Raw genomic sequence first — 23,344 nt, 5'->3', positions numbered from 1 at the left:
GCGCACCGAGCGGACTCGACGCCGCTCAGACCACCTTCGGGACGGACCCGGCCGCCGCGGGGAGCACGTCGGCCGGATCGCGGAACCGGTGCAGCACGGCACGGCCCTCCGCCCCGCGCAGGCGCCCGGCCAGCTTGGCGGGCAGCACGACGGTGAAGAGGTACCCGCTGCCCTCGAAGCCCTCCACCAGCCAGGAGACCCAGGGCAGCGGGAGGTTGGCGGCCGGACTGAAGAACACCGGCCGCTGCCCCCCGAAGGCGATGCCGTACGCGCCGAACCCGCTCCAGTTGGAGAAGGTGAACCTGCGCCGCCCGGGGTCGAACCCGAGCGGCACGCAGTCGGCGAAGCGCTCACGGCCGATCGACTCCAGGAACCCCAGGTTGGCACGGAGGTTGAGGTGCTCGCCGGTGAAGTCCTCCACCGCCGCCCTGAGCGCCGCCGCGAGCGCGGGCGGGCCCTCCTTCGGCGCCCACGGCAGGTGGATCTCGCTCAGCAGGTTGCCCACCAGGTCGGCGGAGAGTCCGAGCGGACGCCGGACGTTGACCGGCACGGTCAGCCACCTGACCTCCTCGTCCCCGTCCAACTCACGGACCGACGAGACCACATGGGCGCAGAGCACGTCACCGGTGGAGAGCCTGCGCCCGGCCCGCGCACCGAACTCCTGGCGCATCCGGTCCACCTCCGCCGGGCCGAAGTACACCTGGACGGTGCGGTTCGACCGGAGTGCGCCCGCCACCTCCCGCCCCAACTGCTCGGCCTCCGCGGGCTCGGGCAGCCGGAACCCCGGACGGCCGCAGTCCTCGGCCGGGAGCACCCCGCGCAGGAAGGCGTCCTGGTCCTCCACCAGCTCGGCCGGGGGCAGTTCGGCTCCCTCGACGGCCGCCGACCAGGCGCGCATCAGCAGCGTGAAGGTCTGCACGTCACCGACGGCGTGGTGCCAGGAGCAGCCCAACGCGGTGCCGCCGTCGGCCAGTCGGCTCACCCGGACGGTGAACAGCGGCAGTCCGCCGGCCCGGCCCGCCGCGGCCTCGACCGGATCGGCGAGCCGCGCACTGGGCATCGTCACCCGGCCCATCGCCTCGGCGAGGGTCTCGTCCACGTCGTAACTGTCCACCGGCACGCCCGAGTCGTCGCAGACGATCTCCAGCCGCCCGTCGACCGTCCGCAGCCGGCCGGCGAAGACGGGCAGCCGCTCCAGGGCGCGGGCGAGCCCGGCCGTGAGGAGCTCCTCGTCCAGCCGTCGCTCGAAGAAGTACACGACGGACACCGAGAGGTCGGCCAGCATGGTGTCGACCAGCCCGCAGCGGACCACCGTTCCCGGGGCCCGCCCGGCGCGGATCGTTCGGGACTCGCGCAGCTGCGGCCAGGCGCTCATGGTGGCGTGCTCCATCTCGGGGCGGTCGGGCCGGTCGGGGCAGCGGTGGTCCCGTCAGAGCCGGCGGCTCCGGTCCGAAGACCGGACCAACGGCTGTGGCGCGCAAGGGCGCACGGGGGTCAGCCACTCGCGGGCCACCCCGGACCGGCGGCTTCGGATCACCTCGAACGATAGGGCAGCGGCCTCCCGCAATCCAGTGGTCTAGTCCAAATATCCGGCCCCGGGGCCGCCGGTCGAGTTCGCCGCCCCGGGGGGCCGCCCGCTCAGCGGCCGGCGGGCTCCGCCGAGAGGAAGACCGGGTTGGTGAGCGCCGCCATCGCTCCCCAGGGCAGCTCCGGGCCCATGCTGTTCCCCTTGCCGGGGCCGCCGTCGGCCCTGGGGTGGCGGACCTCCGCGCGGACGTAGCCGGCGAGCGAGGCCGTGGTGCGCCAGACCACCGTGCCCGCCCCACCCGCGGGAAGGGACTCCTGGTGCAACTGCCCTTCGTCGGTGAGGAACCGGACGGTGCCGCCCGGCACGCCGGAGACCGTGAGACGGACGTCCACCGGCGCGTCCGCCGGCACGGTCAACCGCTCGCCGATCCCCGCCTGCCGGCCGTGCCCGGTGACGGTGAACTCCAGCTGGACGGCGGCGGATTCGGCGATCCACGTCCGGCCCGCCGCGATCGCGTCGAGGACGTCGTCCCGGGTCAGGTCCTCCGCCAGCACCACGTTGTGCGGCGAGCCGATCACCTGCGGCACGCTGTGCGCGTCGCTGTTGCCGATGGCCGGCAGCCACGACCGGCCCTGCCGGAGCGCCACGGCCAGGCCCGCGTCCCAACTGTCCACGGCGGACTCGTCGTCGTACGTCCACGGACCGTTCCAGACCTCCACCGCGTCCGCGTCCTGGAAGCCGAACTTCCACTGGCAGCCCACGTAGGGGCAGTACGGGTGCGCCGGCACCACCAGGCCGCCGTCCCGCCGGACCTGGCGCGCGAGACGCGGGAACTCCTCGTCGCGGGACCGGTAGCGCCAGTCGACGAAACGCCCGGCGGGCAGGCCGAGCGCCAGCCAGTGCCCGTTGCGGGTGGTGACCTCCTCACCGGTGACGATCAGCAGGTCCGGTCCGGCCAGCGGGCCCCACACCCCGTGCGAGGACGAGGTGTTGTGGTCGGTGGAGACGATGAAGTCGAGCCCCGCCTCGCGCGCGCCGGTCGCCACCTCGCCCGGCAGCCGCCGGCCGTCGGAGTGCACCGTGTGCAGGTGGCAGTCGCCGCGGTACCAGGCCCGGCCCCGGCCGCGGGCCCGCTCGGCCGGGTAGGACGGCGTGAACTCCGGTCCGGGCCGGCCGAATCGCAGGGTCACCTCGACCCGGTAGTCCAGACCCTGCGGCGCCACCTGGTACGGACCGAGCACCACGTGCCAGCGGCCCGGCCGCACCGGGCCCGGCAGGTAGCCGGGAGTGGCCTCGGAGCGGCTGATCGCGAAGGACGTCCGGAACCCGCCGGACCAGCCGCGGAACCCCTTGCCGCCGAGCTCCGTCCCGCGCTCGTCGAAGATGCCGATGTCACAGGAGTTGCCCGGGGTCCCGGCCGGGACGGCCGGCCGGTCGTAGGAGTACGAGACAGCGATCTCCCGTACGCCGGCCGGGACGTCGACGGGGAGGAGGACGAAGTCGGCGGCGCCGGTGTCCAGGTGGCCGGTCAGCACGGTGGTCGTCTCGCCGCCCGGCGGCACCGGCCCCGACCCGTCCTCCGGTCGGGCCGAGGCCTCGGTGGCCGCCACCACCGAGGCCAGCGTGGCCGCACCGGCCAGCGCGCCCGCCTGCAACAGACTCCGGCGGTCGATCGCCGACCCGCCCCCGGACTCGTCCCGCACCCGCTCACCCATCACAGCCGCCCTCCCGGTCGTCGTCCCTCCTCCCTACCCCGGGCGGTGAACACGCGATGAGGCGCGTTCGGCGGGTACCCGTCGATCGCGTGTCCGGGACCTCTCCAGGAGTGGGGACGGGCGGACCGGCGGCCGGGGTCAGCGTCCGGCCTCCTCGATCAGCTCCCGGCGGATCTCCTCCGCGTACCGGAAGGTCATGTGCCGCCGCCAGGCCGGGAGCCCGTGGATGTCGTCGAAGTACTCGCCCGGCCCGATCGCGTACTCGACCGCCTCGCGCACGGCGGCCGCGTTGGGCGCCAGCGGGAACCGGAGCCGGATCGGACGGACGGTGGAGGCCGTGACCGTGAGGGTCAGCCCACCGTCGACCGGGTCGAGGGCGCCGATCACCAGGGCGCCGGAGCGGCCCAGACCGTACAGCGACGCCTGCCGGAACGCCGTCCGGCTCTCCAGCGCCCGGGCCGGGATCGTCACCGAGCGCAGCAGCTCGCCCCGCTGCAGGACGTTGCGCCCGGCCCCGGTCACGAACTCGGCGACCGGCACCTCGCGCAGGGCGCCGGCCTGGGACCGCAGGAGGCAGACGCCGTCGAGGGCGGCGGCCAGGGAGATCATCGGACCGGCGGGCAGCGAATTGCAGACGTTGCCGCCGAAGGTGGCCATGTTCCAGATCTTCCACGAGGCGAGGAAGGCCCGGCAGCACTGCTCGAAGAGCGGCCCGGCGGCCCAGTGCGCGGGTTTCGGGTACCGGGAGAGCTGGGCGATGGTGCAGGTCGCGGCGATCTCCAGGGCTCCCGTGGCGGTGATCCGCAGCGGGTCCCAGCCGGTCCGGCTCAGGTCGATGAGCCGCCTGAGGTGGGGCTGCGGCTCGGAGAAGAGATAGGTGCCGCCGCCCAGCCAGGCGTCGCCGGCCTGCCACGCGTCGCGGCGGCGGGCGTCGCGCACCTCCAGCACCGTGTTCAGATCCACGTTGTTCCACCGTCCTCAGCAGCTCGTCAGAGCGATTGAAGCAACGGGCGGGGGTGGGGACGAGTGGTGTCCCCCACCAGTGATCAGGCGTCCGGCTGGACGATCCACCAGCGGGGCTAACCTCCCCTCACCTCGCATCTGCCAGCTTCCGTCTCACACCGACATTGCGCATGCAAGCCCCAGTGGGCCTGGGTGGCCCCGTGGTCGGCCGGCGCCTCAGCCGAGCGGCGGCGCCGCCGGCGCGGGCCCGAGGGTGGTGGTGCCCGGGGCGGCGCGGTGCCCCAGCCCGGTGCGGTACACGTCGAGGGCGGCCTCGACCCGGCCGGCCCGGCGCAGCAGGTCGCCCAGCAGCCGGCAGAGGTCGGCGAGGTCGCCGGCCGCTCCGGCCCGCTCCAGGAGCGACAGGGCGCTGACGTAGTGCTCCTCCGCGAGCTCGGTGTCGCCCCCGTCCTCGGCGATCAGCCCGAGCAGCCGGTGCGCGCCGGCGGCGTGGACGGCGCCGCGCTCCGGGCCGATCCGGTCCAGCAGGCTGCCCAGCAGGGCGCCGGCCTCGGCGGGGCGACCGCGGCGGCGCAGCACGTCCGCGAGCTCCACCTCGACCTGGTCGGTGAAGAGCACGGCGTTGCGGGAGGCCAGCATCGAGCGGGCGGTGCGCAGCTCGCTCTCGGCCCGGTCAAGCTCGCCGGCCTGCGCGTGCACGTACCCCCGCATCCAGTGGCACTTGGCGAGGTCGGTGCTCAACCGCAGCCGCTGGTAGAGCTCCTGGGCCTTGGCCAGGGAGGCGTCCGCCTCGGCCGTGCGGCCCTCGGCGATCAGGGTCCGGGCGACGCTGCGGTGCATGCCGGCGACCAGGGCGGGATCGGTCGCACCGGGGGCGAGGGCGAGGGCGAGTTCGGCGGCCTGGGCGGCGCGGGCGTGGGCGCCCATGTCCATGTAGGGCCCGATGGCCGCGGAGTAGAGCAGCAGCAGGGCGTCCGGGTCGTGCAGGCCGCTCGCGTTCAGCTGGTCGATCGTGCTCTCCAGCAGGTAGCAGGCGTAGCGGAGTTCGCCCGCGAGGAGGTGGGCGACGGCCCGGCCGCGGACGGCCGCGGCGCGGCGCGGCAGCGGCTCGCCGGCCTGGAGCCGCTCGGCCTCCTCGAAGTACTCGCGGGCCCGGTCGAGTTCCCCGCTCTCCAGCGCGCAGTCACCGAGGCCGAGCAGGGCGGCCGGCCGCAGGGCGGGCAGCCCGTACCGGTCGGCGCGGCCGAGGCAGTCGGCGAAGCGTTCGGCCGCGACGGCGGTGTCGCCGGCCGCGAGGGCACCGTGCGCCTCGGCCAGGGCGAGCCGCAGTTCGGTGGCCAGGTGGGCGGGGCGGCCGGTGGCGAGTTCGTCGAAGGTGACGCCGAGGCGTTCGGCGAGGTGTCGCAGGGCGGCCTCGGAGGGGCGAACCCGGCCGGCCTCCAGGGTGGAGACGTAGGCGGCGGTGTAGGCGGGTTCGGCGAGCTTGCGCTGGGTCAGTCCGCGTTCCCGTCTTAGCCGTTGGACCCGCTCGCCGATGTCCGCCGCGTCGGCCCCGGTGGCGGCCACCGTCCCCTGCCCGTCGACCACCGCCCCGTGCCCGCCGGTCACGGCCGTTTCGGCCCCCTCGGTCATCGCCGTCCCCTTCCGTCCGTCGCGCTCGCATTCTCCCCGCACCGTTGCCCGACGCGTACGAGTGCCCTACATTAACCCAGCGCTTAAGTCTGATTAAGTGTCAAGTTAACCACCAGCCAGGAGGTCGCTCCAGTGCCCAGAGCCCGACTCACCGCCATGGCCTTGGCCGGCCTCACCGCCCTGGCGGTCCTCGGCCCGGCCGGCGCCCCCGGCGCCGCGGCCGCACCCGTCGGCGCCGGCGGTCCGACCGCCCGGGCCGTGCCCGCCCCCCCACCCGCGCCAGGGCCCGCCACCACCGCCGGAAGTCCGCGCGTCCACCGGGTCGAGGCCTTCGACGAGGCGGGCGGCATCGGACGGGCCCTCGTCCCGGCCGCCTCCCCGTTCGCGGCGACCCCCCGCGCGGAGGCGGGCGCCCGGGCGGACGGGAGCGCCGCGCGCGGCGAGGCGGCCGGCGACGGCACCGTGACCCCGATCGTCCACAACGGCGGCACCGGGGCCAAACTCGACGTCGTGGTGATCGGCGACGGCTACACCGCCGCCGAACAGGACCGGTTCCGGGCCGACGCCGCCGCGAAGTGGCAGGAGATCACCGCCGTCGAGCCCTACGCGACGTACCGCTCCCTCTTCAACGTCTGGGCGGTGGACGCCGTCTCCGCCGAGTCCGGCGTCACGGGCGACCCCGATCGCACCACCGTCCGCACCACCGCCCTCGGCGCCTACTTCTGGTGCGAGGACGTCGAGCGCCTGCTCTGCGTCGACACCGACGCCGTCGACCGGTACGCCGCCCTGGCCCCGCAGGCGGACCTCGTCCTGGTCGTCGCCAACAGCGCCAAGTACGGCGGCGCGGGGTACAACGACGTGGTCTCGCCGCTCGGCTACTCGGGCATAGCGACGGTGGCGGGCGGCAACGCCAGGTCCGGCCAGATCGCGGTGCACGAGACCGGCCACTCCCTCGGGAAGCTCGCGGACGAGTACTTCTACGAGGACGGCGGCGCCTACCAGGGGGACGAGCCGCCGGAGGCCAACCTCACCGGACTCACCGCCGACCGGCTGCGCCGCACCCACACCAAGTGGTACCGCTGGCTGGGCCGGACCTCGCCCGACGGCGGGACGGTCGGCGCCTTCGAGGGCGGCGGCTACCACCCGCTCGGGCTGTACCGGCCGACCGAGAACTCGATCATGCGGTCGCTGGGCCGTGAGTTCAACCTCCCCGGCCGTGAGGCCATGATCGGCGGCTTCTACCGGTACGCCTCGGTGATCTCCAGCGACACCCCGGCCGGCACCGTCCTCGGCCGGGACGGCCGGGTCGCCGTCGAGCCGGCCACCCCCGCCACCCGGCTGCGCTGGTTCGTCGACGGCCGGGAGGTCAGGGCACTGAGCGGACGGACCGGCGTCCAGGTCGCCGACCTCGGGCTGACCGGGCCCCGGGGCGCGCGCCACCTCCTCACCGCGGTGGCCACCGACCCGACGCCGGCCGTCCTCGACCCCGAGCTGCGCGAGTCCCTGACCGACTCGCTCTCCTGGCAGGTCACCCGCTGAGACGGGGTGGGCGGAGTCACCCTCCCCGGCGGGTGACTCCGCCCACCGCCCGAGCGACCACCACGGCCGGCCGCGTTCCCGCAGCCTCGCCGGGCTCAGTCGAACCGGATGTGCCTGGCCCCGGTCCAGGCCCGGCGGATGCGCCCTCGTAGGGCGCCGTCGGTGTTCGGAGTGAGCGTCAGCCCGCAGGAGGCGGCGATGTGATCGGCGACCTGCGGGATCGTGAGGCCATCGGTCCAGAGGTGCTCGGCGAACTCCGCCTCGCGCAGGCGCTCCAGACACAGGTCGAGCTTCGACAGGGCGAAGCTCTCCCGACGCAGCGGGGCGTCCTTCCCCGCGACGAACCGGACGGCATGCCCGAAACCACGCTCGCGCAGCCGTTGCACCACGGTCCCGCGCTCGGCCAACAGGGCGAAGTGCCGGACGTCATGGCCGCGCTCCCGCAGCCGGCCGACGGTCTCGCGGAAGTACGCCGGCTCCACGACCGTCATCGGCGAGATCACCACGCCGTCGTGCTCGACGAGAGCACGGTCCAGCACCTCGTAGACACCCTGCCGCCAGGCGGGAAGGTTCTGGAAGTCCCCGCGCAGTGGCGGGGGCGTCATCCGGTGAAGGCCGAAACCGACGTGCTCGGGGTCACAGACGACGCTTCCGGCGAGCCGCCGTCGGATCTCGTGCGCGGTCTGCGTCTTGCCACCGCCGAAGGGGCCGTTGATCCACAAGAGCATGCACGGATTCTAGTGCGCATCCGAGCAGCCCCGGTTCGGACAGGGAACATTTCCTGTCATCTCCTTCCGGGCTTTACCCGACAGAACACCGACGCCCCTCTCCCTCCGCGAGCCGGGTGGGGGCAAATGACTCTTCGGGGTCGAATACTGACGAGATGACGGGGCCCGGGGCAGCGATCCTCCGGGCATCGTGGCTGTTCATCAGCCGTGCACCGTGTACCATCCAGTCGGATGGCCGGCGACCGACTACCCCGAATGGCAAGGGCCTACTGGTGGCGCAATAGGCAGGTCCGTCAGATTTCGGGCGATTTGGCAGCATTCTTCTGCGACAGAATGGGCTTGCCATGAAGAGATCATCACAAGGTAATGTGCTCGCGCGCGGGGTATTTTCACCTGCGCTGCCGCGGCAGCAGATGCCGCCATTCGAGCCATGAGGCACCATTTTGAAGATTAGCCATGCCCTGATGGCCGCCGCCCTGGTCTCCTCGCCGCTGGCACTCGCCGTGCCGGCGCAGGCGGAGGACCCGGACCGCACGCTCGCCTTCAGTGCCTTCACCGCCCTGCAGGCCGGCGGCGGGTGGTCGGAGGGCTCGATCACCGTCACCAACAAGGCCGCCGCCGAGTACGACTCCCAGCACCTCGTCCTGGAGTTCGGTGCCCAGCAGGAGATCGGCGCCGACGACCTCAAGGTCGAGTTCGCGGACGGGTCCACCCCGGACTCCTGGCACGCGGCGCCCCTGGTGGCGATGGATCTGGGCGGTTCGACCAACGGTCACGAGGGACTCGCCGCCGACCTCACCGGAGCCACCGTCAAGGTCGCCCCGCACGCCACCCACACCTTCAAGATCCGGATCAAACTGCTCCAGACCTCGCACCGGGCACTGGTCACCGACCTTTCGCTGCAGGGCCACCTGGCCGCCGGGCTCGACCGGACCGGCCAGGCGAAGGACTGGACCGTCCAGGCCTCCGGGGGCAACGTACCCCTGACCGGACTCGACGTAGCCCTGAGCGGCCTGCCGAAGGCGATTCCCGCGGACGGCAAGGCGCACCCCTTCCAGGTGACCATCAAGACCGCCAACGGGTTCGACTGGCACCTGACCAAGGCCTCCTTCTTCCTCTACACCGGCGACGGGGTGAAGCAGCCGACCGCCTGCGACGCCGAGATCGACGTGCAGAACCCGGCCGACGGCAGCTGGCACCGGGTCGGCCTGGAGGCCGTCGCCATGGACGAGGGCGACGTCGACCTGACCAAGTGGGGCACCGGCCCCGTGGACAACCGCACCTTCAACGCCCGGATCGCCCTCGGCAAGGGCTACACCTCCACGTCCTCGACCAGCATCGGCTTCGGCTTCTACCCCGGCGCCGGCCCCAACCACTTCTGGACCATGGCCGGCTTCGCCGCCACCCCGGTCAACGGCGCCCCCGCGTGCCTGGACCTCGCCGCCGCCCCCGCCGCAAGCCCCTCGGCCGCCGCGAGCGCCGCCGCGACGAAGCCCGCCCCCGCCAAGGCCTCCGCCGCCGCATCGAGCGCCCCGCTCGCCGAGACCGGCTCCGACGGCACCGGCCTGACCGTCGGCATCGCCACCGGCCTGCTCGCCGTCGGCGCCACCGTCGTGGTGGCCGCCCGCCGCCGCGGTCGCCGCGCCTGAACCACCCCGCACCACCCGTGAGCCCCGCCGCCGGACCTTCCCGGGGGCGGGGCTCACGCCGCTGCGGCGCCCGCCGGCCGGCTGCGTCCGCCACACCGGGGGCGCGGGCGCACCCTTGACACGCGCCGGATCACCGACCTGCCGGACGGCGGGGCACCGTCGGACGGAGAATGGACCGGCCGGCCGCCGTACCCGCAGGCCACCGCCCTCTCCCCGGCCGGTCCCGGAGGACTCCATGCGTATCACCGACGCCCGCACCGGCCGCAGCACCGAGATCCGCCAGCGCCGATCCGGACTGCTCCGGGTGCGCACCCGGGTCGGCCGCCCCGGCAGCCCGTTCGCGCTCTCCGACCTGCGCGCCCTCCTGGTCACCGACCTGCTGCAGCGGACCTCGGAGCTCCGCGGCCCGCAGGTCATCACCTCCCTCGGCCATCCGTCCGCGGCGCCGCCGGAGGTCAAGCTGCTCCGGCAGGACGCCGACCTGCTGGGGATCCGCCCCCAGACCGACGACGGGGACGGGCCGGCGGACCTGGAGGTGAGGTCGGATCAGGCGGTGGCAGCCGCGGCGGCGCCTGCCCCCGCCCCGGCCGGACCGTCGGGGCCCGCCGACCCGCCCCCGCTCGTCGACGTCGCCCGGGCCACCGCCGCCTTCCTTCCGGAGGGCTCGGCACCGTCCGGCCCGCTCGCCGGCCTGACACCGGACGGGCTCGAACCCCTCGCCGTCCGGCTCGCCCTGCTCGGCACCCAGCACCACCTGCCCGTGGAACTGACCGCCGACGTCCTCGCCGGGGCGCAGGCCACGCTCGACCGGTGGCGCCGGCTGGTGGCCGAGTGCGCCCGGACGCCCTCCCGGCCGCCGATCGCCGACGCGGTGCAGGACGCCTTCGACGGGTTCGCGGACGACCTGGACGCGGCGCCGGCGCTGCGCCTGCTGGACGGGCTGGCTGCCCGCACCGACCTGCCGCCCGGGGCCGTGTTCGAGACCTTCGTGCGCGTGGACCAGGTGCTCGCCCTGGAGCTGAGCCGCGACGTCGGCCGGTCCTCCCGGTAGCGGCGGCGCGGCGGCCGACAGCGCGTCCCGGGAGCCCGCGGGCGCGTTGGGCCGCTCCGGTGTCGGCCCACCGGGCGATCCGCGCGGGTGACGGACCGGCGGACACGGCGTCACGCCCCGGATGCCGTAGGCGTCCACCCGCCGCCGGCGGGTGACCCGGGGGCCGCCGTGCTGTGCTGGGAGCCCAGCCCGGACCCGGCCCAGGGCCGGCCCGTCCCAGCCCGGCTCCCGGCGGCCCCGCACCGGGCACCGGGCACCGCCCGCAGAGGAGAGACCTTGCCCCGCGCCGCCCGCCTCACCCCCAGCCTCCGCACCCCCGCCCGCCTCACCCCCGTCGCCGCGACCGCCGCCGTGGCGGCCGCCCTCGTCCTGCTCGGATCGTCACCCGCCGTCTCGGTCGCCCCGCCCCTGTCGAACCCGCGCGTCGTCGCCCACTTCGACATCGCGACCGGACAGACACCGGAGAACCTCGTCCTCGAACCGGACGGCTCCGCCGACGTGACCCTGGCCGCCGCCCGTCAGGTCGCCCGGGTCGCCCTCGACGGCTCGGCGCCCCGGATCATCGCCACGCTGCCACCCGCCGCGCCCACCCCGGTCGTCGGCTTCGCGGCCGTCAGCGGGATCGCCCGGGGCCACGACGGCACCCTCTACGTCAACTACGCGACCGGGGATGCCCTCAGCGGCGTCTGGCGGATCTCCCCCGGCGGCCCGCCGGAGCAGTTGGCCGCCCTGCCGCCCGACGGTCTGCCCAACGGCCTGGCCCTCGACGAGCGCCGCGGCGTGCTCTACGCCGCCGAGTCGACGTCCGGCACGATCTGGCGGGTGTCGCTGCACCGCGGGCCGGCCACCGCGTGGGCCACCGCCGCCGAGCTGCGGCCGACCGCCTTCCTCGGGGCCAACGGCGTGCGACTGCACGACGGGGCCGTCTGGGTCTCCAACACCGACCGCGGTACGGTCCTGCGCATCCCGGTCCGCCCCGACGGCGCCGCCGGACCGGTCGAGACCCGGGTCACCGGGATCGACGGCATCGACGACTTCGGCTTCACCGGCCCCCATGGCGATACGCTGCTCGCCGCCCGCAACGTGGCCAACGAGGTGGTGTACGTGGCCGCCGACGGCACCCGCAGCGTCGTGCTCACGCAGCCGGACGGCCTCTCCAATCCCACCTCGGTGGCGGTGCGCGGCGGCACGGTGTACGTGACCGGCGCCGCCTTCTTCACCCGGCAGGACCCCAACCTGCTGCTCGCCACCCTGCGCGGCCGACACCCCTGACGCCGCGTCGGGCCGGCCCGCCGCGCTACCCCGCCGCCCGGCCGAGCTCGGCCAGCAGCTCCGGGCCGCCCCAGCGGCGGGCCGTCCCCGGGGCCGCCGCCTCGGCGTCCCGCACCAGCTCGATCAGCCGGGCGTTCGCCGGGGCCGGCAGGCCGTACCGCCCGGCCAGCGCGACGATCTCGCCCTGCAGGGTGTCGATCTCGGTGCGGCGACCGCGCTCCAGGTCCTCCCACATCGAGGAGCGGGCCTGCGCGTCGATCCGCAGCGCGGCCCCGGCCAGCCGCCGGAACAGCCCGTCGGGCAGACCGAGCACACCCGGCATCCAGGCCGGCGGCACCGCGCCGATCCGGGCGGGCCGCACGCCCGCCGCGCGGAGGGCCGCGACCCCCTCGCGCTGGCAGAGCGCCAGACAGGCGCGGTAGTCGCGCCGTCCGAGCTGATCGCGCAGCGGCAGTCCGGACAGGGCGTTGACGGCGTTGTTGAGGTTCATCAGCAGCTTGGCCGCCTGCACCCCGGGCATGTCCCGACGCAGCACCAGGTCGAGCCCGGCCGCCCGGGCCGCGCCCGCCAGCGCGGCACCGGGCCCGCTGCCGCCGGCCGCCGGGCCGTTCTCCAGCATCACCTGCCCGCCGCTGCCCTGGTGGAAGGCCGCCGGACCGGTGCGCACCACGTTGTACGGGACCATGCCGGCCAGCACCCGGTGCCCGGGGAGGCCGGCACGCAGCAGGGCGGGGTTGTGCAGCCCGTTCTGGAAGCTGGCCACGACCGTCTGCGGGGCGAGGTGGTCGGCGAGTTCGCGGGCGGCGGCGGCCGTGTCGTTGCTCTTGACCGTCACGAGGACCCAGTCGGCGCCGGCCGCCGCGCCCGCGTCGGTGGCGACCGCCAGGTCGCGGATCTCCCGGCGGGCCTGGCCGGGGCCGGTCAGCGTCAGCCCCAGGCGCTCGATCTCGGCCATCGCGGCGGGTCGTCCGATCAGCGTGACGTCGGCGACCGCGGCGAGCATGCCGCCCAGGTGGCAGCCGATGCTGCCGGCTCCGAGCACGGCGATCCGCGGGCGCCGCGGGTCGGGGGTAGTGGGCACGGGGGTTCCTCCGGACGTGGTGGCGGTGGGGTGGCCGGGGCGCGGCGGGTCGGCGGGTCGGCGCCCCGGGGGGCGTGCGGGGGGGGCGTGCGGGTGCCGGAGACGTCGGGGGCACGCCGCACGCCGTCCTCCGCGCGCCGTCCACCCGGGGGTCTCAGTCGAAGAGGTCGGGGTCGGAGGCCGTGATCTGATCCCAGAGCGGGCGGGCCTGGAACCAGCCCGCCAGGTGCGAGCCGATCTGGCCGCGGGTGAGCAGCGCGGTCTCCCGGTCGATCAGCCGGGGCGTGCCGGCGGCCATCGCCAGCAGCTGCGCCTGGCAGGAGCGCTCCATGGTGATGAACCACCAGACGGCCTCCGCCACCGACTGGCCGACGGTCAGCAGGCCGTGGTTCTGCAGGATGACCGCCTTGCCGGTGCCGAGGGCCGCGCCGATCCGCCGGCCCTCCTCGGCCTCGTTGACCACCCCGCGGTAGTCGCTGTAGAGGCCGTGGTCCTCGAAGAACGCGCAGGCGTCCTGGGTGATCGGGTCGAGCGGGATGCCCAGGCTGGAGAAGGCCTTGCCGTACAGCGAGTGGGAGTGTGCGGCGGCGATCGCGTCCGGGCGGGCGGCGTGCACCTGGGAGTGGATGACGAAGGCGGCCCGGTTCACCGGACGGCTGCCGTGCAGCAGCGTGCCCTCGTGGTCGACGAGGATCAGGTCGGAGGCCTTGATCTGCTGGAAGCTCATCCCGAACGGGTTGACCCAGAACCATCCGTCGTTCTCCGGGTCCCGCACCGTGATGTGGCCGGCGACGCCCTCGGAGAACCCGAACCTGCCGAACAGGCGGAACCCGGCCGCCAGCTGTTCCTTGCGGTACCGGCGCTCCGCCTCGACCGAGTCGAAGGTCGGTGGCAAGGGCAGGGTGACGCCCTCCGGGACGGGTCCGACGGCGGCGGCCAGATCGGCGGGCAGCGTGGTGCTCATGACGGCTCCAGGGGTCGGCGACGATGCAGACGTCCCGAAAGATACATCGCCGTATCGGATACGCCAATGCATCGGATACACCGACGCATCCACCGGCACCGCCCGAACGGTAGGGTGATCGGGACGCCGGCCCACGGCCGCGGCACGGAACGGCCGCCGTACGAAGCAGCCGCCGTGCAGAACGGCCGCCGCACAGGAGGGAGACCCGATGCCCAGGGGAGTGACCAAGCGCCGCCCCCGCACCCGCGCCGCGCTGCTGCGGGCCGCACTGGAGACCTTCGCCGAGTACGGGTTCCACGCGGCCCCGATCGAGACGATCTGCGAGCGTGCCGGCTACACCCGCGGCGCGTTCTACTCGAACTTCAGCAGCAAGGAGGAGCTCTTCCTCGCGCTGTTCGACGAGCACAGCGAACGGATCGTCGCCCGGATCACCACCCTGGCCGACTCGATCGCCGCCGAGGACCTCACCCTCCAGGGCCTGGTGGACGTGCTGTCCGACGTCGAGCCGGCCGAGCGCGACTGGTACCTCGTCACCACCGAGTTCACCCTGCACGCCATCCGCGACCCGCAGGCCGCCTGGGCTCTGGCGCGGCACGACGCCCGGTTGCGCGCGGAGATCGCCCGCTGCCTGACCGAGCACCTCGCGCGGGCCGGCCGGGAGCTCACCGTGGACGCCGACGAGCTCGCCCGGCTCCTCATCGCGATCCGCGAGGGCGGACTCGCCCAGAGCTACGTGGAACCCGGCGAGCTGCCCCCCGGTCAGCTCGAACGCCGCTTCCTGGTACCGCTGTTGACCGCGGTCACGAGCGAGCTGAGCACCCCCGGGCGCGAGCATCCGGACGGGACGCCGCCGGCAGCCGGCGACTGAACCGGCCGAGCCGCGAGCCGTCCGGACCGGGAGCGCCCGGAACCCCCGAGACCGCGCCCACCGGACGGACCGGCGTCGGTTCGGCGCGCGGAGCGGCATCGGTCCGGCGGGCGGATCAGCGTCGGTTCGGCCAGCGGATCAGCGGCGCGCGCGCAACCAGTCGGCGAAGGCGTCCAGTCCGGCCTCCGGGTCGGCGCGGCCCACGCCGATCCGGAAGCGGTCGGCGGGGGTGGGCGTGAGGTCGGACCGGAAGATCCCGGCCGGGAGCAGCAGGACCCCGGCCTCCGCCACCAGGCGGGTGCAGAACTCCTCGATGCCCTCCGGCCCCAGGTAGCGGGGGTAGGCGACACAACCGCCGTCCGGGGCCCGCCATTCGAAGAGGTCCGCGAACTCGTCGAAGAAGCGGTCGAAGAGCGGCAGGTTGGCGGCGATCAGCGCCCGGTTGCGGGCCAGGATGGCGCCGCGGGCCTTCAGGGCGATCCGGGCCAACACCTCGCTGGGGGCGGCGTTGCAGATGGTGGTGTAGTGCTTCGCCCGCTCCAGGCGGGAACGCAGTTCGCGGTCCCGGCAGGTGATCCAGCCGATCCGCAGGCCCGGCAGTCCGAGCGACTTGGAGGTCACGTCCAGCGAGAGCGCCCGCTCCGAGAGGTCGGCGGCGTGCGGCAGCGTGCGGGCCGGATCGCGCTCCAGGCCCCGGTAGACCTCGTCGCTGAAGAGGTGGATCCCGCGCCGGTCGCACAGGCGGGCCAGCTCGGTGAACTCGGCGGCGCCGATGACCTTGCCGGTGGGGTTGTTGGGGAAGTTGACGGACACCACCCGGGTGTTCGGCCGGATCGCGGCCACCACCTCGTCCAGGTCGAGCGCCCAATCCCGCTCCGGGTCCAGCGCCACGCCGGTGACCTCGCAGAGGGCCAGCGGCACGGTCTCGGCCGCCTGGTAGTTGGGGGTCAGCACCACCGCGTGGTCGCCGGGCCCGAGCAGGACGTTCATCGCGAGGTAGAGCGCCTCCTCGGCCCCGGCGAAGCAGATCACGTCCTCCGCGTCCGCGTGCTCGTAGGTCGAGGCGATCACCTCGCGCAGCGCCGGGTCCCCGAAGGTCTCGGTGTAGCCGAGGGACAGGTTCTCGAAGGCGTCGCGGTCGTCGGTGTCGGCGAGCGCGAGCAGTTCGGCCATCGTCATCGTCTGCGCGTCGGAGGCGGTGAGATGGTGACGGGCGGTGAACTCCCAACGGGAGAAGTGGGTTTCCAGGCGGAAGTCCGGCAGGCGGGTCATGGGGCGGTCCTACGGTCTCGGTGTTCGGCCAGCAGGGCGTAGACGGTGGAGCGGGAGGCCTTCAGGGCGCCGGCGACGACCGGCGCCGCGCGGCGCACCGCGAACACCCCCGCCTCGTCCAGCCGCCCGATCACGGCGAGGCGGTCCTCGCGGCCGAGCCGCTCGACCGGGCGCCCCGACTCGCGGACGTAGCCACCGACGACGTGCTGGACGCGTTCGGTCCAGTCCTGCTCGAAGAGCGGTTCGGGCCGCTGCACGGTGGGGGCCGCGAAACCGGAGAGCACGGCGGCCGCCTCCTCCAGCGGCGTGCGGTCGAGGTTGATGCAGAGCACCGCCGACGGCGCGCCGTGCTCGTCGCGCAGGACGGCGCTGACCGAGGACAGCCGCCGCCCGTCCGCCAGCACCTTCTCGTAGGGGCCGTAGACGTCCTGCGCGGACGGGTCCAGCGCGTCCAGCTCGCCCAGGAGCGACGGGTCGCCCCGCTTGCGCGCGGTCATCGGGTTCCAGATCCCGAGCACGCGGTCGGTGTCCGGATCGTGCAGGACCACCTCGGCGTACGGCCCGAGCAGCAGCCCGACGGCCTGGCACACCGGCGCCCACGTCCGCACCCGAGGGTCCTGTCCCGTCTCCACGTCTCCCATGTCTGGACTCTACGTCCAACTTGGACGAAAAGTCCATGCAACCTGCCGGGGACGGCCGCGCCCCGGCCGGGCCCCTGCGGTGGAGGGGCCCTGCCGGGGCGGCGCGAGCGGCCGGGACGTCTCCGGCGGATCCTGCCGGACGCGGCCTAGGCCGTCTCCGGCGGATCTTGGCGGATCAGCGCGCGGGGTCGGGCGCCCGGCTGGGCGTGCGTCCGAGTCGGCCTCGTACTGGACGTACTTGGACGATTCGGGCGTGCGTCCAGCTGGGATGATCCGGCGTCGTGCGCCCGGCAAGATCCGCCGGACACGGCCTAGCCGTACAGGCCGACCCCCTCGCCCGCCGCCGCCCGGACCAGGACCTCGGCCAGCTCGACCGGGGCGGAGAGCATCGGGAAGTGGCCGGTCGCCATCTCGAAGAAGGTGACCCCCGGCTCGGCGAGCCTGGCGAACCGGGGCTCACCTGAGGCGTGCAGGGCCCGGGCCACGTCCAGGCTGAGGCCGTTCTCCAGGCAGAACACGCCGGTGGTGGGCAGCACGCTCCAGGCGCCGGTCAGCTCGACGGGGTCGGTGACGGTCGCGGCGGGATGCGGGGTGGCCAGCCGGTGGTACCGCTCCAGCTCCGCCTCGGGAACGCCGGCGACCTCGCTCGGCACCGGCAGCAGGCCGCTGTCGTCGGCCGCGGGGACGGCCGCGCCCACGAAGCTCGAAAGCAGCGACTCGCCGTTCTCCGGAGTCCCGGTGTCCACCAGCACCAGGCGCGCGACCCGGCCGGGCCGCCGGTCGGCGGCGGAGATCGAGGGGAAGATTCCGTAACTGTGCGCCACCAGCACCACCCCCGGACCCTCCGCGTCGAGCAGGGCCGCCACCTCCGCGGTGTGCTCCGCGAGCCCGGTCCTCCCGCTGTCCTCCCCCGCCCGCTCACCCAGGCCCGGTAGCGTCACCGGAACCGCCCGGTGGCCGCGGGCGCTCAGCTCGGCGGCCACCGCCTCCCAGGCCCAGCCGCCCATCCAGAGACCGGGAACCAGCACGAACGTCGTCATGACGGACCTCATCGTCAGCGTTTCTCATACCTGCTGGACGGACGGTAGAAGTTCCCGCAGGGGGAGATTCCAGTCCGCCCGCGAGGTGCGACACCTCGCGCTCCCGGCCTGCCGCCCGCAGGCCACCGGACAGGGGCCCTCCCTTTCGGTACGACGTACTCGCTACCGTGGCAGCGTGATCACGACGATGAGCAGGTACGGCCCGGTGAGTGTCGACGCGATGATCGAGGACCTTCGAACACTCGTCGAAGTCGAGTCCCCGTCACGCGACGTCGACGCCCTGACGGCGTCGGCCGAAGCCGTCGCCGGCGTCATCGAGAACCGCCTGGGCGGGCGGGCCGTCCTCGTCGAGAGCGAAGCCGGGCCGCACGTCCGCTGGTCCGGCGGTGGCGACCCCGAGGTGCTGATCCTCGGGCACCACGACACGGTGTTCCCGCTCGGAACCCTCGAACGCCGCCCGTTCACCGTCCGGGACGGGCGCGCCACCGGCCCCGGTGTCTTCGACATGCTGGGCGGGCTCGTACAGGCGATTCACGGCGTGGCACTGCTCGGCGACCGGTCGGGCGTCGAGATCCTGGTGACCTCCGACGAGGAGGTCGGCTCCCGCTCCTCGCGGGCCCTCGTCGAGGAACGGGCCCGCGCCTGCGGCGCCGTGCTCGTCTTCGAGGGCGCGGCCGAAGGCGGGGCCCTCAAGACGGCCCGCAAGGGCTGCGGCACGTTCGAGGTCACTGTCACGGGCCGGGCGTCGCACGCGGGCCTCGAGCCCGAAGTCGGAGTGAACGCCCTGATCGAGGCCTCGCACCAGGTGCTGGACATCGCGGCGCTCGGGCGACCCGACATCGGCACGACCGTCACCCCGACCGTCGCCTCGGCGGGCACCCTGGACAACGTCGTGCCCGCCGAAGCCACCATCGTCGTCGACGTCCGGGTCGAGACGGCGGAGGAGAAGGAGCGCGTCGAATCCGCGTTCGCGGCCCTGACTCCGCACCTCGACGGGGCGAAGATCTCGGTCAGGGGGGCCATCGGCCGGCCCCCACTGCCGGAATCGGCTTCCGCCCCGCTCTTCGCGGTGGCGAAGCGGCTGCTTCCCGGCCTCGAAGGCAGGGCGGTCGGTGGCGGAAGCGACGGCAACTTCACGGGCGCTCTGGGGGTGCGGACCCTCGACGGCCTGGGAGCGGTCGGCGGCGGTGCCCATGCCGACCACGAGTACCTGGTGATCGAGGCCATGGCGGAGCGGGCGAGCCTCGTCGCCGGCCTGGTGGACGCGATCCGGAACTCGTAGCGGGGGCTTTCCCATGGTCCGCTGAAGGCCTGGTGGGTCGGGTCGCCCGGGTGGTCGCCGATGAAACCCGGCGCCGGCCGGGCCGCCCACCACCGCTGAACGGCTCCGGCCCGTTTCCGGGGTACCCCGGCCCGGCCGTCCCGGCGTCGCCTCCGCGGGACGGCCGAGGCCGGAAGGAGCCCGGACGACCGGCCGGGGCCGGGAGGAGCCCGGACGGACCGCCCGGGGCCGGGAGGAGCCCGGACGACCGGTCAGCCGAAGCGGCCGTTGACGTAGTCCGCGGTGCGCGGGTCGACCGGCGCGGTGAACATCGCCTCGGTCGGGCCGTGCTCGACGATGCCGCCCGGGGTGCCCTGCTCGGCGAGGAAGAACGCGCACTGGTCGGAGACGCGCTGCGCCTGCTGCATGTTGTGGGTGACGATGACGATGGTCACTTCGTGCACCAGCTCGCGGATGGTCTGCTCGATCCTGCGGGTCGAGGTCGGGTCGAGGGCCGAGCAGGGCTCGTCCATCAGCAGGACCTTCGGGCGGACGGCGAGCGAACGGGCGATGCACAGGCGCTGCTGCTGGCCGCCGGAGAGCGCGCCGCCCGGCTGCCGGAGCCGGTCCTGGACCTCGCGCCACAGGCCCGCCTTGGTGAGGCACTCCTCGACGAGGTAGTCCTTCTCCGGGCGGCTCGCCCGGATCCCGGTGAGCTTCAGACCCGCCACCACGTTGTCGTAGATGCTCATCGCGGGGAACGGGTTCGGCTTCTGGAAGACCATGCCGATGTCGCGCCGGGCGGCGGTGAGCCGACGCTCGGGGGCGTAGACGTCCGCGCCGTCCAGCAGCACCTCGCCCGCCAGCGTGGCGCCGGGGACCAGCTCGTGCATCCGGTTGAGGATCCGCAGGAAGGTCGACTTGCCGCAGCCGGACGGCCCGATCAGCGCGGTGACCCGCCCGGCCGGCATCAGCAGCGAGACCTGTTCCAGGACCTTGCGGTCGCCGAACCAGGCCGAGACCGCGCGGGCGTCGAGGGTGCCGGCCGCACTGGGCCGGACGGCGGGCAGGACGGCCGTGGTGTCGAGACTGGTCACGGAGCGGCCCCTTTCGTGGTGGTGACGGTCGATCGGGCGAGGCGGAGCGGAACGGTCGGGCAGGGCGGGCCACCCGGGCGGCCCCACCGCCGGGAGGGGCTCAGACGAGGTTCGGCAGCAACCGGGCGACCTGGTCGGCGACCGCGAGGGCGAGCGCGGCCAGCACCGGCACACCGACGATCCAGGCCTGGCGCCGGCCCCAGCGCGTCCACGCCATGGCCAGCGCCACGGCGGCGAGCAGCAGCCCCTCGCCCCAGAGCACCAGCGGGATCCAGGCCGCGTCCTCCGTCCCCATGGCCCGCTCGGCGGCGGGCAGCGCGCCGGGCGTCAGCGGGCGGGCGCCGGACGGCTTGACCTCGGTCACCAGATCGGCGTCGACCAGCAGCAGGTCGGACGGGGCGTACTTCGCGCCGTCGCCGGTGACCAGGACGATCCGGCCCGCGCCGGACTTGAGCACCGGCGGCACCGGATCGCCCGCGCGCCGCAGGTCGATCACCCGGAAGGTGTGCGTCCCCTGGCCGGTGGTCACGGTGAAGGTCTCGCCGTCACGGAGGTTGCCCAGCACGCCGAACGGACCGCCGAACCCGGCCTGGCGGCCGAGCAGCACGCTCGTACCGGCCTGTCCGGGCATGGGGGTGTCCCGGCGGTGGCCCGGGCCGGCGGCCAGCACTCCCCCGGTGGTGCCCTCCCGGACCACCTCGCGCAGGCCCAGCTGGGGAATCTCCAGCAGGGCGACCGGCGTACCCAGCCGGACGGGCTTGCCGTCCCGGTCGAGCTGGCCGACCGGTGCGGTGCCCATCGCCAGCGTCTCCCGCAGCTCGGCGTACCCGGTCTCGTGGTCGCGCAGGTGGCGCAGCCCGCCGAGCGGGCCGAGGTCGAGCAGCAGGCCGAACAGCAGCGCCGCCACGATGGCCAGCCCGGCGCCGATCGCCTGCGGGCCGTCCGGCCAGATGCGGCCCCGCACGGGCTGCCCGGTGACGGACGGCGGTCCGGACGGCGGCGGGACGGGCGCCGGGGTGGCCGGCGGCGCGGCGGCCGGCGCCGGGACGAGTTCGGTTGCGGTCATTCGGCGGCCTCCGGGGCTGGGCGGCGGCTGCGCCACCGGCGGGCGTACGGCAGGGCGATCCGGCCGAGCAGCAGGGCTCCGGCGGCGACGGCCAGCAGCGAGAACCACGGGGTCCCGGCCGGCCGGGGGGCGACGGCCGCGGCCGGCCGGGCGGCCTCCGGCGCCGCGAGCGGCACGGGCTCGGCGGCCCCGGAGTCGTGGATCAGCCCCTCGGCCGCCACCGAGACGGCCTGCCAGGTGGTGGGGGTGGTGAAGGTCAGCACCCCGGTGAAGTCCCGCCGGGAGGTCGGGTTGACCTTGCCCCGGCAGCTGGCGGTGATGGTGTAGGCGCCGCTCAGCTGCCCGGAGCCGCTGCGGGTGGCGACCACCCGCAGGGTGTTGCTGAGCGGCAGCACGTATCCGCCGTTGGCGGCCGTCCGGTAGACCGAGGCGGCCACCGTCCCGGTGAGCGGGGCGCCCTCCGCGGGGAAGCCGGCGCCGGTGATCCGGACGGTCAGGTAGTCGGCCGCCGGGTCGGGGCACTGGCCGGAGCTCAGCAGGTCGAGGGCGTCGTCGTCCCGCCCGGTCGCGTAGTCGAAGGACAGCGTGCCCACCGGCTCGGCGGCGGACGCCGCAGGGGCCAGCGGGAGTTGCAGCGTCGTCAGGGCGGTGAGCAGCAGCAGGACGCCGGCCAGCACGACACCCGGACCGGACGCCCCGGAACCGGACGCCGCCGCACCGGAAGTCGCCGGCTCGGACCGACCGTCCGGCCGGACCGGAGCGCCGGGCTCCACCGGCCCGCCCGACCCGGCCGACTCGGTCCCGACAGCCGCCGGCGCCCCGGCGGTCACCGGGACGGGCGCCGCGGGAGCGGCCGACGCAGCGGGAGCCGGGGGAACGGGAGCAGCGGGCGCGGGAGCGGCCGGGTCGACCGGGGTGAGCGGCGCGCCGGGTGCCGCGGGGGCGGCCGGCGAGGCCGGCGGACGGCGCCGCCGGGCGGACCGCCACCACCAACTGCCCAGCAGGGCCAGCGGTACCAGGACGACCAGCAGCGCCCACGGGATGCTGGCGAACCGGCGCTTGTCGACGCTGCTGGACAGCGCCGGATCCTTGTCACCGGCGATCGGCAGCGGATCGACGGTGATCCCGGCCGTGGACCACAGCGTGGGGTACGCCCCGGCCACGTCCAGCTGGTGGTGCACGACGTTGCCGGGCAGCAGTTCCTGGAGGTCCGCGGGTGCGTTGCCGGTGGCGATGGTGCCGAACACGTTGGCCACCCGGACGGCCTGCTTGCCGCCGAGCCGCACGTTGCCGGTGTTGCGGACCGCGTAGCTGATGGTGGTGTGCCCGCTGGAGAGCGGGTTGGCGCTGGGGTGGTACACCGCGTGGGCGTCCTCCACCTTGAGCTCGGCCCGCAGGTCGCCGGAGACCCGGATGTTGACCCGGGCGCCGACCCGCTGGTCGACCGTGACCGCGTTCCCCTTGGCGTCCTTGCTCTCCGTCCGCATCGAGGCGACGATCCCGGCCGGGTGGTCGCCCGGCGAGGCGGTGCCCGGAACGGCCAGGGTGAAGGGGACGATCTGCCGGCTGCGGGCCGGCAGGTCGAGGGTGGTGGCGCCGGTCCGCAGCCAGCTGCCGGCCTGCGTCGAGGGGGTGCCCTCGGGCAGTACGTCGTAGCCGCCGGTGTCGGTGTTGAAGGCGTCGGCCGGGTAGACCTGCAGGGTGAGCGGCTGGTCGCTGTAGTTCCAGACCGCGACGTGGTCCTTGAGGATGGCGCCGGGGGTGACGCCGTAGGTGAAGGTACCCCGGGCGTCCGGCTCGGTCTCGCCGGCGGGCTGGATCCCGAAGGTCTGCGCGGCGGGCGGCGCGGCGGCCGGCGCCGGGGCGGGGGCCGGTACCGGATCGTCGGCGAACGCGGGGCCGCCGGTCGCCAGCAGGGCGAGCAGAGCGGGTACCAGGAGCCATCGGTGCTGCATCGTGGCGTCATCCTCGGTTACG

The 23,344-nt window shown here is 74.7% G+C and carries 19 protein-coding genes; 6 read left to right on the top strand and 13 right to left on the bottom strand.

What is annotated here, in order from left to right:
• Positions 1 to 25: 25 nt before the first annotated feature.
• The 4 genes from ACFTWP_RS33015 to ACFTWP_RS33000 all read right to left on the bottom strand — a co-directional run bounded on the left by ACFTWP_RS33015 (position 26) and on the right by ACFTWP_RS33000 (position 5,838).
• Positions 26 to 1,375 carry an acyltransferase gene (locus ACFTWP_RS33015; protein WP_380268654.1) on the bottom strand — a complete coding sequence of 450 codons (1,350 nt, stop codon included), beginning with the start codon at positions 1,373 to 1,375 and terminating at the stop codon, positions 26 to 28.
• Between the two features lie 263 nt (positions 1,376 to 1,638).
• The gene (locus tag ACFTWP_RS33010; RefSeq protein ID WP_380268653.1) at positions 1,639 to 3,243 is read right to left on the bottom strand and encodes a CehA/McbA family metallohydrolase; all 1,605 of its coding nucleotides are present in this window, start codon (positions 3,241 to 3,243) and stop codon (positions 1,639 to 1,641) included.
• Between the two features lie 138 nt (positions 3,244 to 3,381).
• Entirely contained in the window at positions 3,382 to 4,206 is an 825-nt protein-coding gene (locus ACFTWP_RS33005) for an FAD binding domain-containing protein (protein WP_380268652.1), read from the bottom strand.
• A 216-nt stretch (positions 4,207 to 4,422) separates the two neighbouring features.
• Positions 4,423 to 5,838: a tetratricopeptide repeat protein gene (locus ACFTWP_RS33000; RefSeq protein ID WP_380268651.1), complete on the bottom strand. Its 1,416-nt coding sequence runs from the start codon at positions 5,836 to 5,838 to the stop codon at positions 4,423 to 4,425.
• Between the two features lie 132 nt (positions 5,839 to 5,970).
• Here ACFTWP_RS33000 and ACFTWP_RS32995 point away from each other — a divergent pair, with 132 nt between their 5' ends.
• Positions 5,971 to 7,377 carry a M64 family metallopeptidase gene (locus tag ACFTWP_RS32995; protein ID WP_380268650.1) on the top strand — a complete coding sequence of 469 codons (1,407 nt, stop codon included), beginning with the start codon at positions 5,971 to 5,973 and terminating at the stop codon, positions 7,375 to 7,377.
• 95 nt (positions 7,378 to 7,472) lie between these two features.
• Here the strand turns inward: ACFTWP_RS32995 and ACFTWP_RS32990 are convergent, their stop codons facing one another.
• Complete coding sequence (locus ACFTWP_RS32990; protein WP_380268649.1) at positions 7,473 to 8,105, bottom strand: AAA family ATPase; 633 nt, start codon at positions 8,103 to 8,105, stop codon at positions 7,473 to 7,475.
• A 443-nt stretch (positions 8,106 to 8,548) separates the two neighbouring features.
• Here ACFTWP_RS32990 and ACFTWP_RS32985 point away from each other — a divergent pair, with 443 nt between their 5' ends.
• The 3 genes from ACFTWP_RS32985 to ACFTWP_RS32975 all read left to right on the top strand — a co-directional run bounded on the left by ACFTWP_RS32985 (position 8,549) and on the right by ACFTWP_RS32975 (position 12,077).
• On the top strand, positions 8,549 to 9,754 hold the full coding sequence (locus tag ACFTWP_RS32985) for a hypothetical protein (RefSeq protein ID WP_380268648.1): 1,206 nt from the start codon (positions 8,549 to 8,551) through the stop codon (positions 9,752 to 9,754).
• Between the two features lie 235 nt (positions 9,755 to 9,989).
• On the top strand, positions 9,990 to 10,805 hold the full coding sequence (locus tag ACFTWP_RS32980; protein ID WP_380268647.1) for a hypothetical protein: 816 nt from the start codon (positions 9,990 to 9,992) through the stop codon (positions 10,803 to 10,805).
• Between the two features lie 276 nt (positions 10,806 to 11,081).
• Positions 11,082 to 12,077: an SMP-30/gluconolactonase/LRE family protein gene (locus tag ACFTWP_RS32975; protein ID WP_380268646.1), complete on the top strand. Its 996-nt coding sequence runs from the start codon at positions 11,082 to 11,084 to the stop codon at positions 12,075 to 12,077.
• Positions 12,078 to 12,102: 25 nt separating this feature from the next.
• Here the strand turns inward: ACFTWP_RS32975 and ACFTWP_RS32970 are convergent, their stop codons facing one another.
• Positions 12,103 to 13,158 carry a 2-dehydropantoate 2-reductase gene (locus ACFTWP_RS32970; RefSeq protein ID WP_380268645.1) on the bottom strand — a complete coding sequence of 352 codons (1,056 nt, stop codon included), beginning with the start codon at positions 13,156 to 13,158 and terminating at the stop codon, positions 12,103 to 12,105.
• Positions 13,159 to 13,312: 154 nt separating this feature from the next.
• Entirely contained in the window at positions 13,313 to 14,122 is an 810-nt protein-coding gene (locus ACFTWP_RS32965) for a class II aldolase/adducin family protein (protein WP_380268644.1), read from the bottom strand.
• A gap of 208 nt (positions 14,123 to 14,330) precedes the next feature.
• On the opposite strand from ACFTWP_RS32965, the gene ACFTWP_RS32960 reads away from it, so the two are divergent.
• Positions 14,331 to 14,990: a TetR/AcrR family transcriptional regulator gene (locus ACFTWP_RS32960; RefSeq protein WP_380268643.1), complete on the top strand. Its 660-nt coding sequence runs from the start codon at positions 14,331 to 14,333 to the stop codon at positions 14,988 to 14,990.
• A 138-nt stretch (positions 14,991 to 15,128) separates the two neighbouring features.
• Here the strand turns inward: ACFTWP_RS32960 and ACFTWP_RS32955 are convergent, their stop codons facing one another.
• From ACFTWP_RS32955 to ACFTWP_RS32945, 3 genes are all read right to left on the bottom strand, one after another.
• Positions 15,129 to 16,262 carry an aminotransferase class I/II-fold pyridoxal phosphate-dependent enzyme gene (locus tag ACFTWP_RS32955; protein ID WP_380268642.1) on the bottom strand — a complete coding sequence of 378 codons (1,134 nt, stop codon included), beginning with the start codon at positions 16,260 to 16,262 and terminating at the stop codon, positions 15,129 to 15,131.
• Positions 16,259 to 16,903, bottom strand: a complete 645-nt coding sequence (locus ACFTWP_RS32950) for a transcriptional regulator (RefSeq protein WP_380268641.1) — start codon at positions 16,901 to 16,903, stop codon at positions 16,259 to 16,261. The genes ACFTWP_RS32955 and ACFTWP_RS32950 overlap by 4 nt, the downstream gene beginning before the upstream one ends.
• A 311-nt stretch (positions 16,904 to 17,214) precedes the next feature.
• Positions 17,215 to 17,943: an alpha/beta fold hydrolase gene (locus ACFTWP_RS32945; protein WP_380268640.1), complete on the bottom strand. Its 729-nt coding sequence runs from the start codon at positions 17,941 to 17,943 to the stop codon at positions 17,215 to 17,217.
• A 187-nt stretch (positions 17,944 to 18,130) separates the two neighbouring features.
• Here ACFTWP_RS32945 and ACFTWP_RS32940 point away from each other — a divergent pair, with 187 nt between their 5' ends.
• Positions 18,131 to 19,225, top strand: coding sequence for a M20 family metallopeptidase (locus tag ACFTWP_RS32940; RefSeq protein WP_380268687.1), 1,095 nt, complete (start codon positions 18,131 to 18,133; stop codon positions 19,223 to 19,225).
• Between the two features lie 251 nt (positions 19,226 to 19,476).
• Here ACFTWP_RS32940 and ACFTWP_RS32935 read toward each other — a convergent pair whose 3' ends face one another.
• The 3 genes from ACFTWP_RS32935 to ACFTWP_RS32925 form a co-directional block, all read right to left on the bottom strand.
• Positions 19,477 to 20,274 (bottom strand): phosphate ABC transporter ATP-binding protein, encoded by a 798-nt coding sequence (locus tag ACFTWP_RS32935; RefSeq protein WP_380268686.1) that lies wholly within the window; start codon positions 20,272 to 20,274, stop codon positions 19,477 to 19,479.
• Between the two features lie 127 nt (positions 20,275 to 20,401).
• Positions 20,402 to 21,367: a sortase gene (locus ACFTWP_RS32930; protein WP_380268639.1), complete on the bottom strand. Its 966-nt coding sequence runs from the start codon at positions 21,365 to 21,367 to the stop codon at positions 20,402 to 20,404.
• Positions 21,364 to 23,322, bottom strand: a complete 1,959-nt coding sequence (locus tag ACFTWP_RS32925; protein ID WP_380268638.1) for a hypothetical protein — start codon at positions 23,320 to 23,322, stop codon at positions 21,364 to 21,366. Before ACFTWP_RS32925 ends, ACFTWP_RS32930 begins: the two co-directional genes overlap by 4 nt.
• Positions 23,323 to 23,344 lie beyond the last annotated feature (22 nt).

The organism is Kitasatospora sp. NPDC057015 (assembly GCF_042673745.1).
In the GTDB taxonomy this organism is placed as follows: Bacteria; Actinomycetota; Actinomycetes; order Streptomycetales; family Streptomycetaceae; genus Kitasatospora.
Note: the sequence above shows the minus strand (reverse complement) of the source record. Positions and strands in the feature narration are given on the sequence as shown.

What these genes read in the sequence shown, in the direction of transcription:
- ACFTWP_RS33010 (WP_380268653.1), bottom strand. Translation starts at nt 3,243, where the DNA reads ATGGGTGAGCGGGTGCGGGACGAGTCCGGGGGCGGGTCGGCGATCGAC.
- ACFTWP_RS32960 (WP_380268643.1), top strand. Translation starts at nt 14,331, where the DNA reads ATGCCCAGGGGAGTGACCAAGCGCCGCCCCCGCACCCGCGCCGCGCTG.
- ACFTWP_RS32950 (WP_380268641.1), bottom strand. Translation starts at nt 16,903, where the DNA reads ATGGGAGACGTGGAGACGGGACAGGACCCTCGGGTGCGGACGTGGGCG.
- ACFTWP_RS32990 (WP_380268649.1), bottom strand. Translation starts at nt 8,105, where the DNA reads ATGCTCTTGTGGATCAACGGCCCCTTCGGCGGTGGCAAGACGCAGACC.
- ACFTWP_RS32965 (WP_380268644.1), bottom strand. Translation starts at nt 14,122, where the DNA reads ATGAGCACCACGCTGCCCGCCGATCTGGCCGCCGCCGTCGGACCCGTC.
- ACFTWP_RS33015 (WP_380268654.1), bottom strand. Translation starts at nt 1,375, where the DNA reads ATGAGCGCCTGGCCGCAGCTGCGCGAGTCCCGAACGATCCGCGCCGGG.
- ACFTWP_RS32980 (WP_380268647.1), top strand. Translation starts at nt 9,990, where the DNA reads ATGCGTATCACCGACGCCCGCACCGGCCGCAGCACCGAGATCCGCCAG.
- ACFTWP_RS32940 (WP_380268687.1), top strand. Translation starts at nt 18,131, where the DNA reads ATGAGCAGGTACGGCCCGGTGAGTGTCGACGCGATGATCGAGGACCTT.
- ACFTWP_RS32930 (WP_380268639.1), bottom strand. Translation starts at nt 21,367, where the DNA reads ATGACCGCAACCGAACTCGTCCCGGCGCCGGCCGCCGCGCCGCCGGCC.
- ACFTWP_RS32955 (WP_380268642.1), bottom strand. Translation starts at nt 16,262, where the DNA reads ATGACCCGCCTGCCGGACTTCCGCCTGGAAACCCACTTCTCCCGTTGG.
- ACFTWP_RS32925 (WP_380268638.1), bottom strand. Translation starts at nt 23,322, where the DNA reads ATGCAGCACCGATGGCTCCTGGTACCCGCTCTGCTCGCCCTGCTGGCG.
- ACFTWP_RS33000 (WP_380268651.1), bottom strand. Translation starts at nt 5,838, where the DNA reads ATGACCGAGGGGGCCGAAACGGCCGTGACCGGCGGGCACGGGGCGGTG.
- ACFTWP_RS32945 (WP_380268640.1), bottom strand. Translation starts at nt 17,943, where the DNA reads ATGACGACGTTCGTGCTGGTTCCCGGTCTCTGGATGGGCGGCTGGGCC.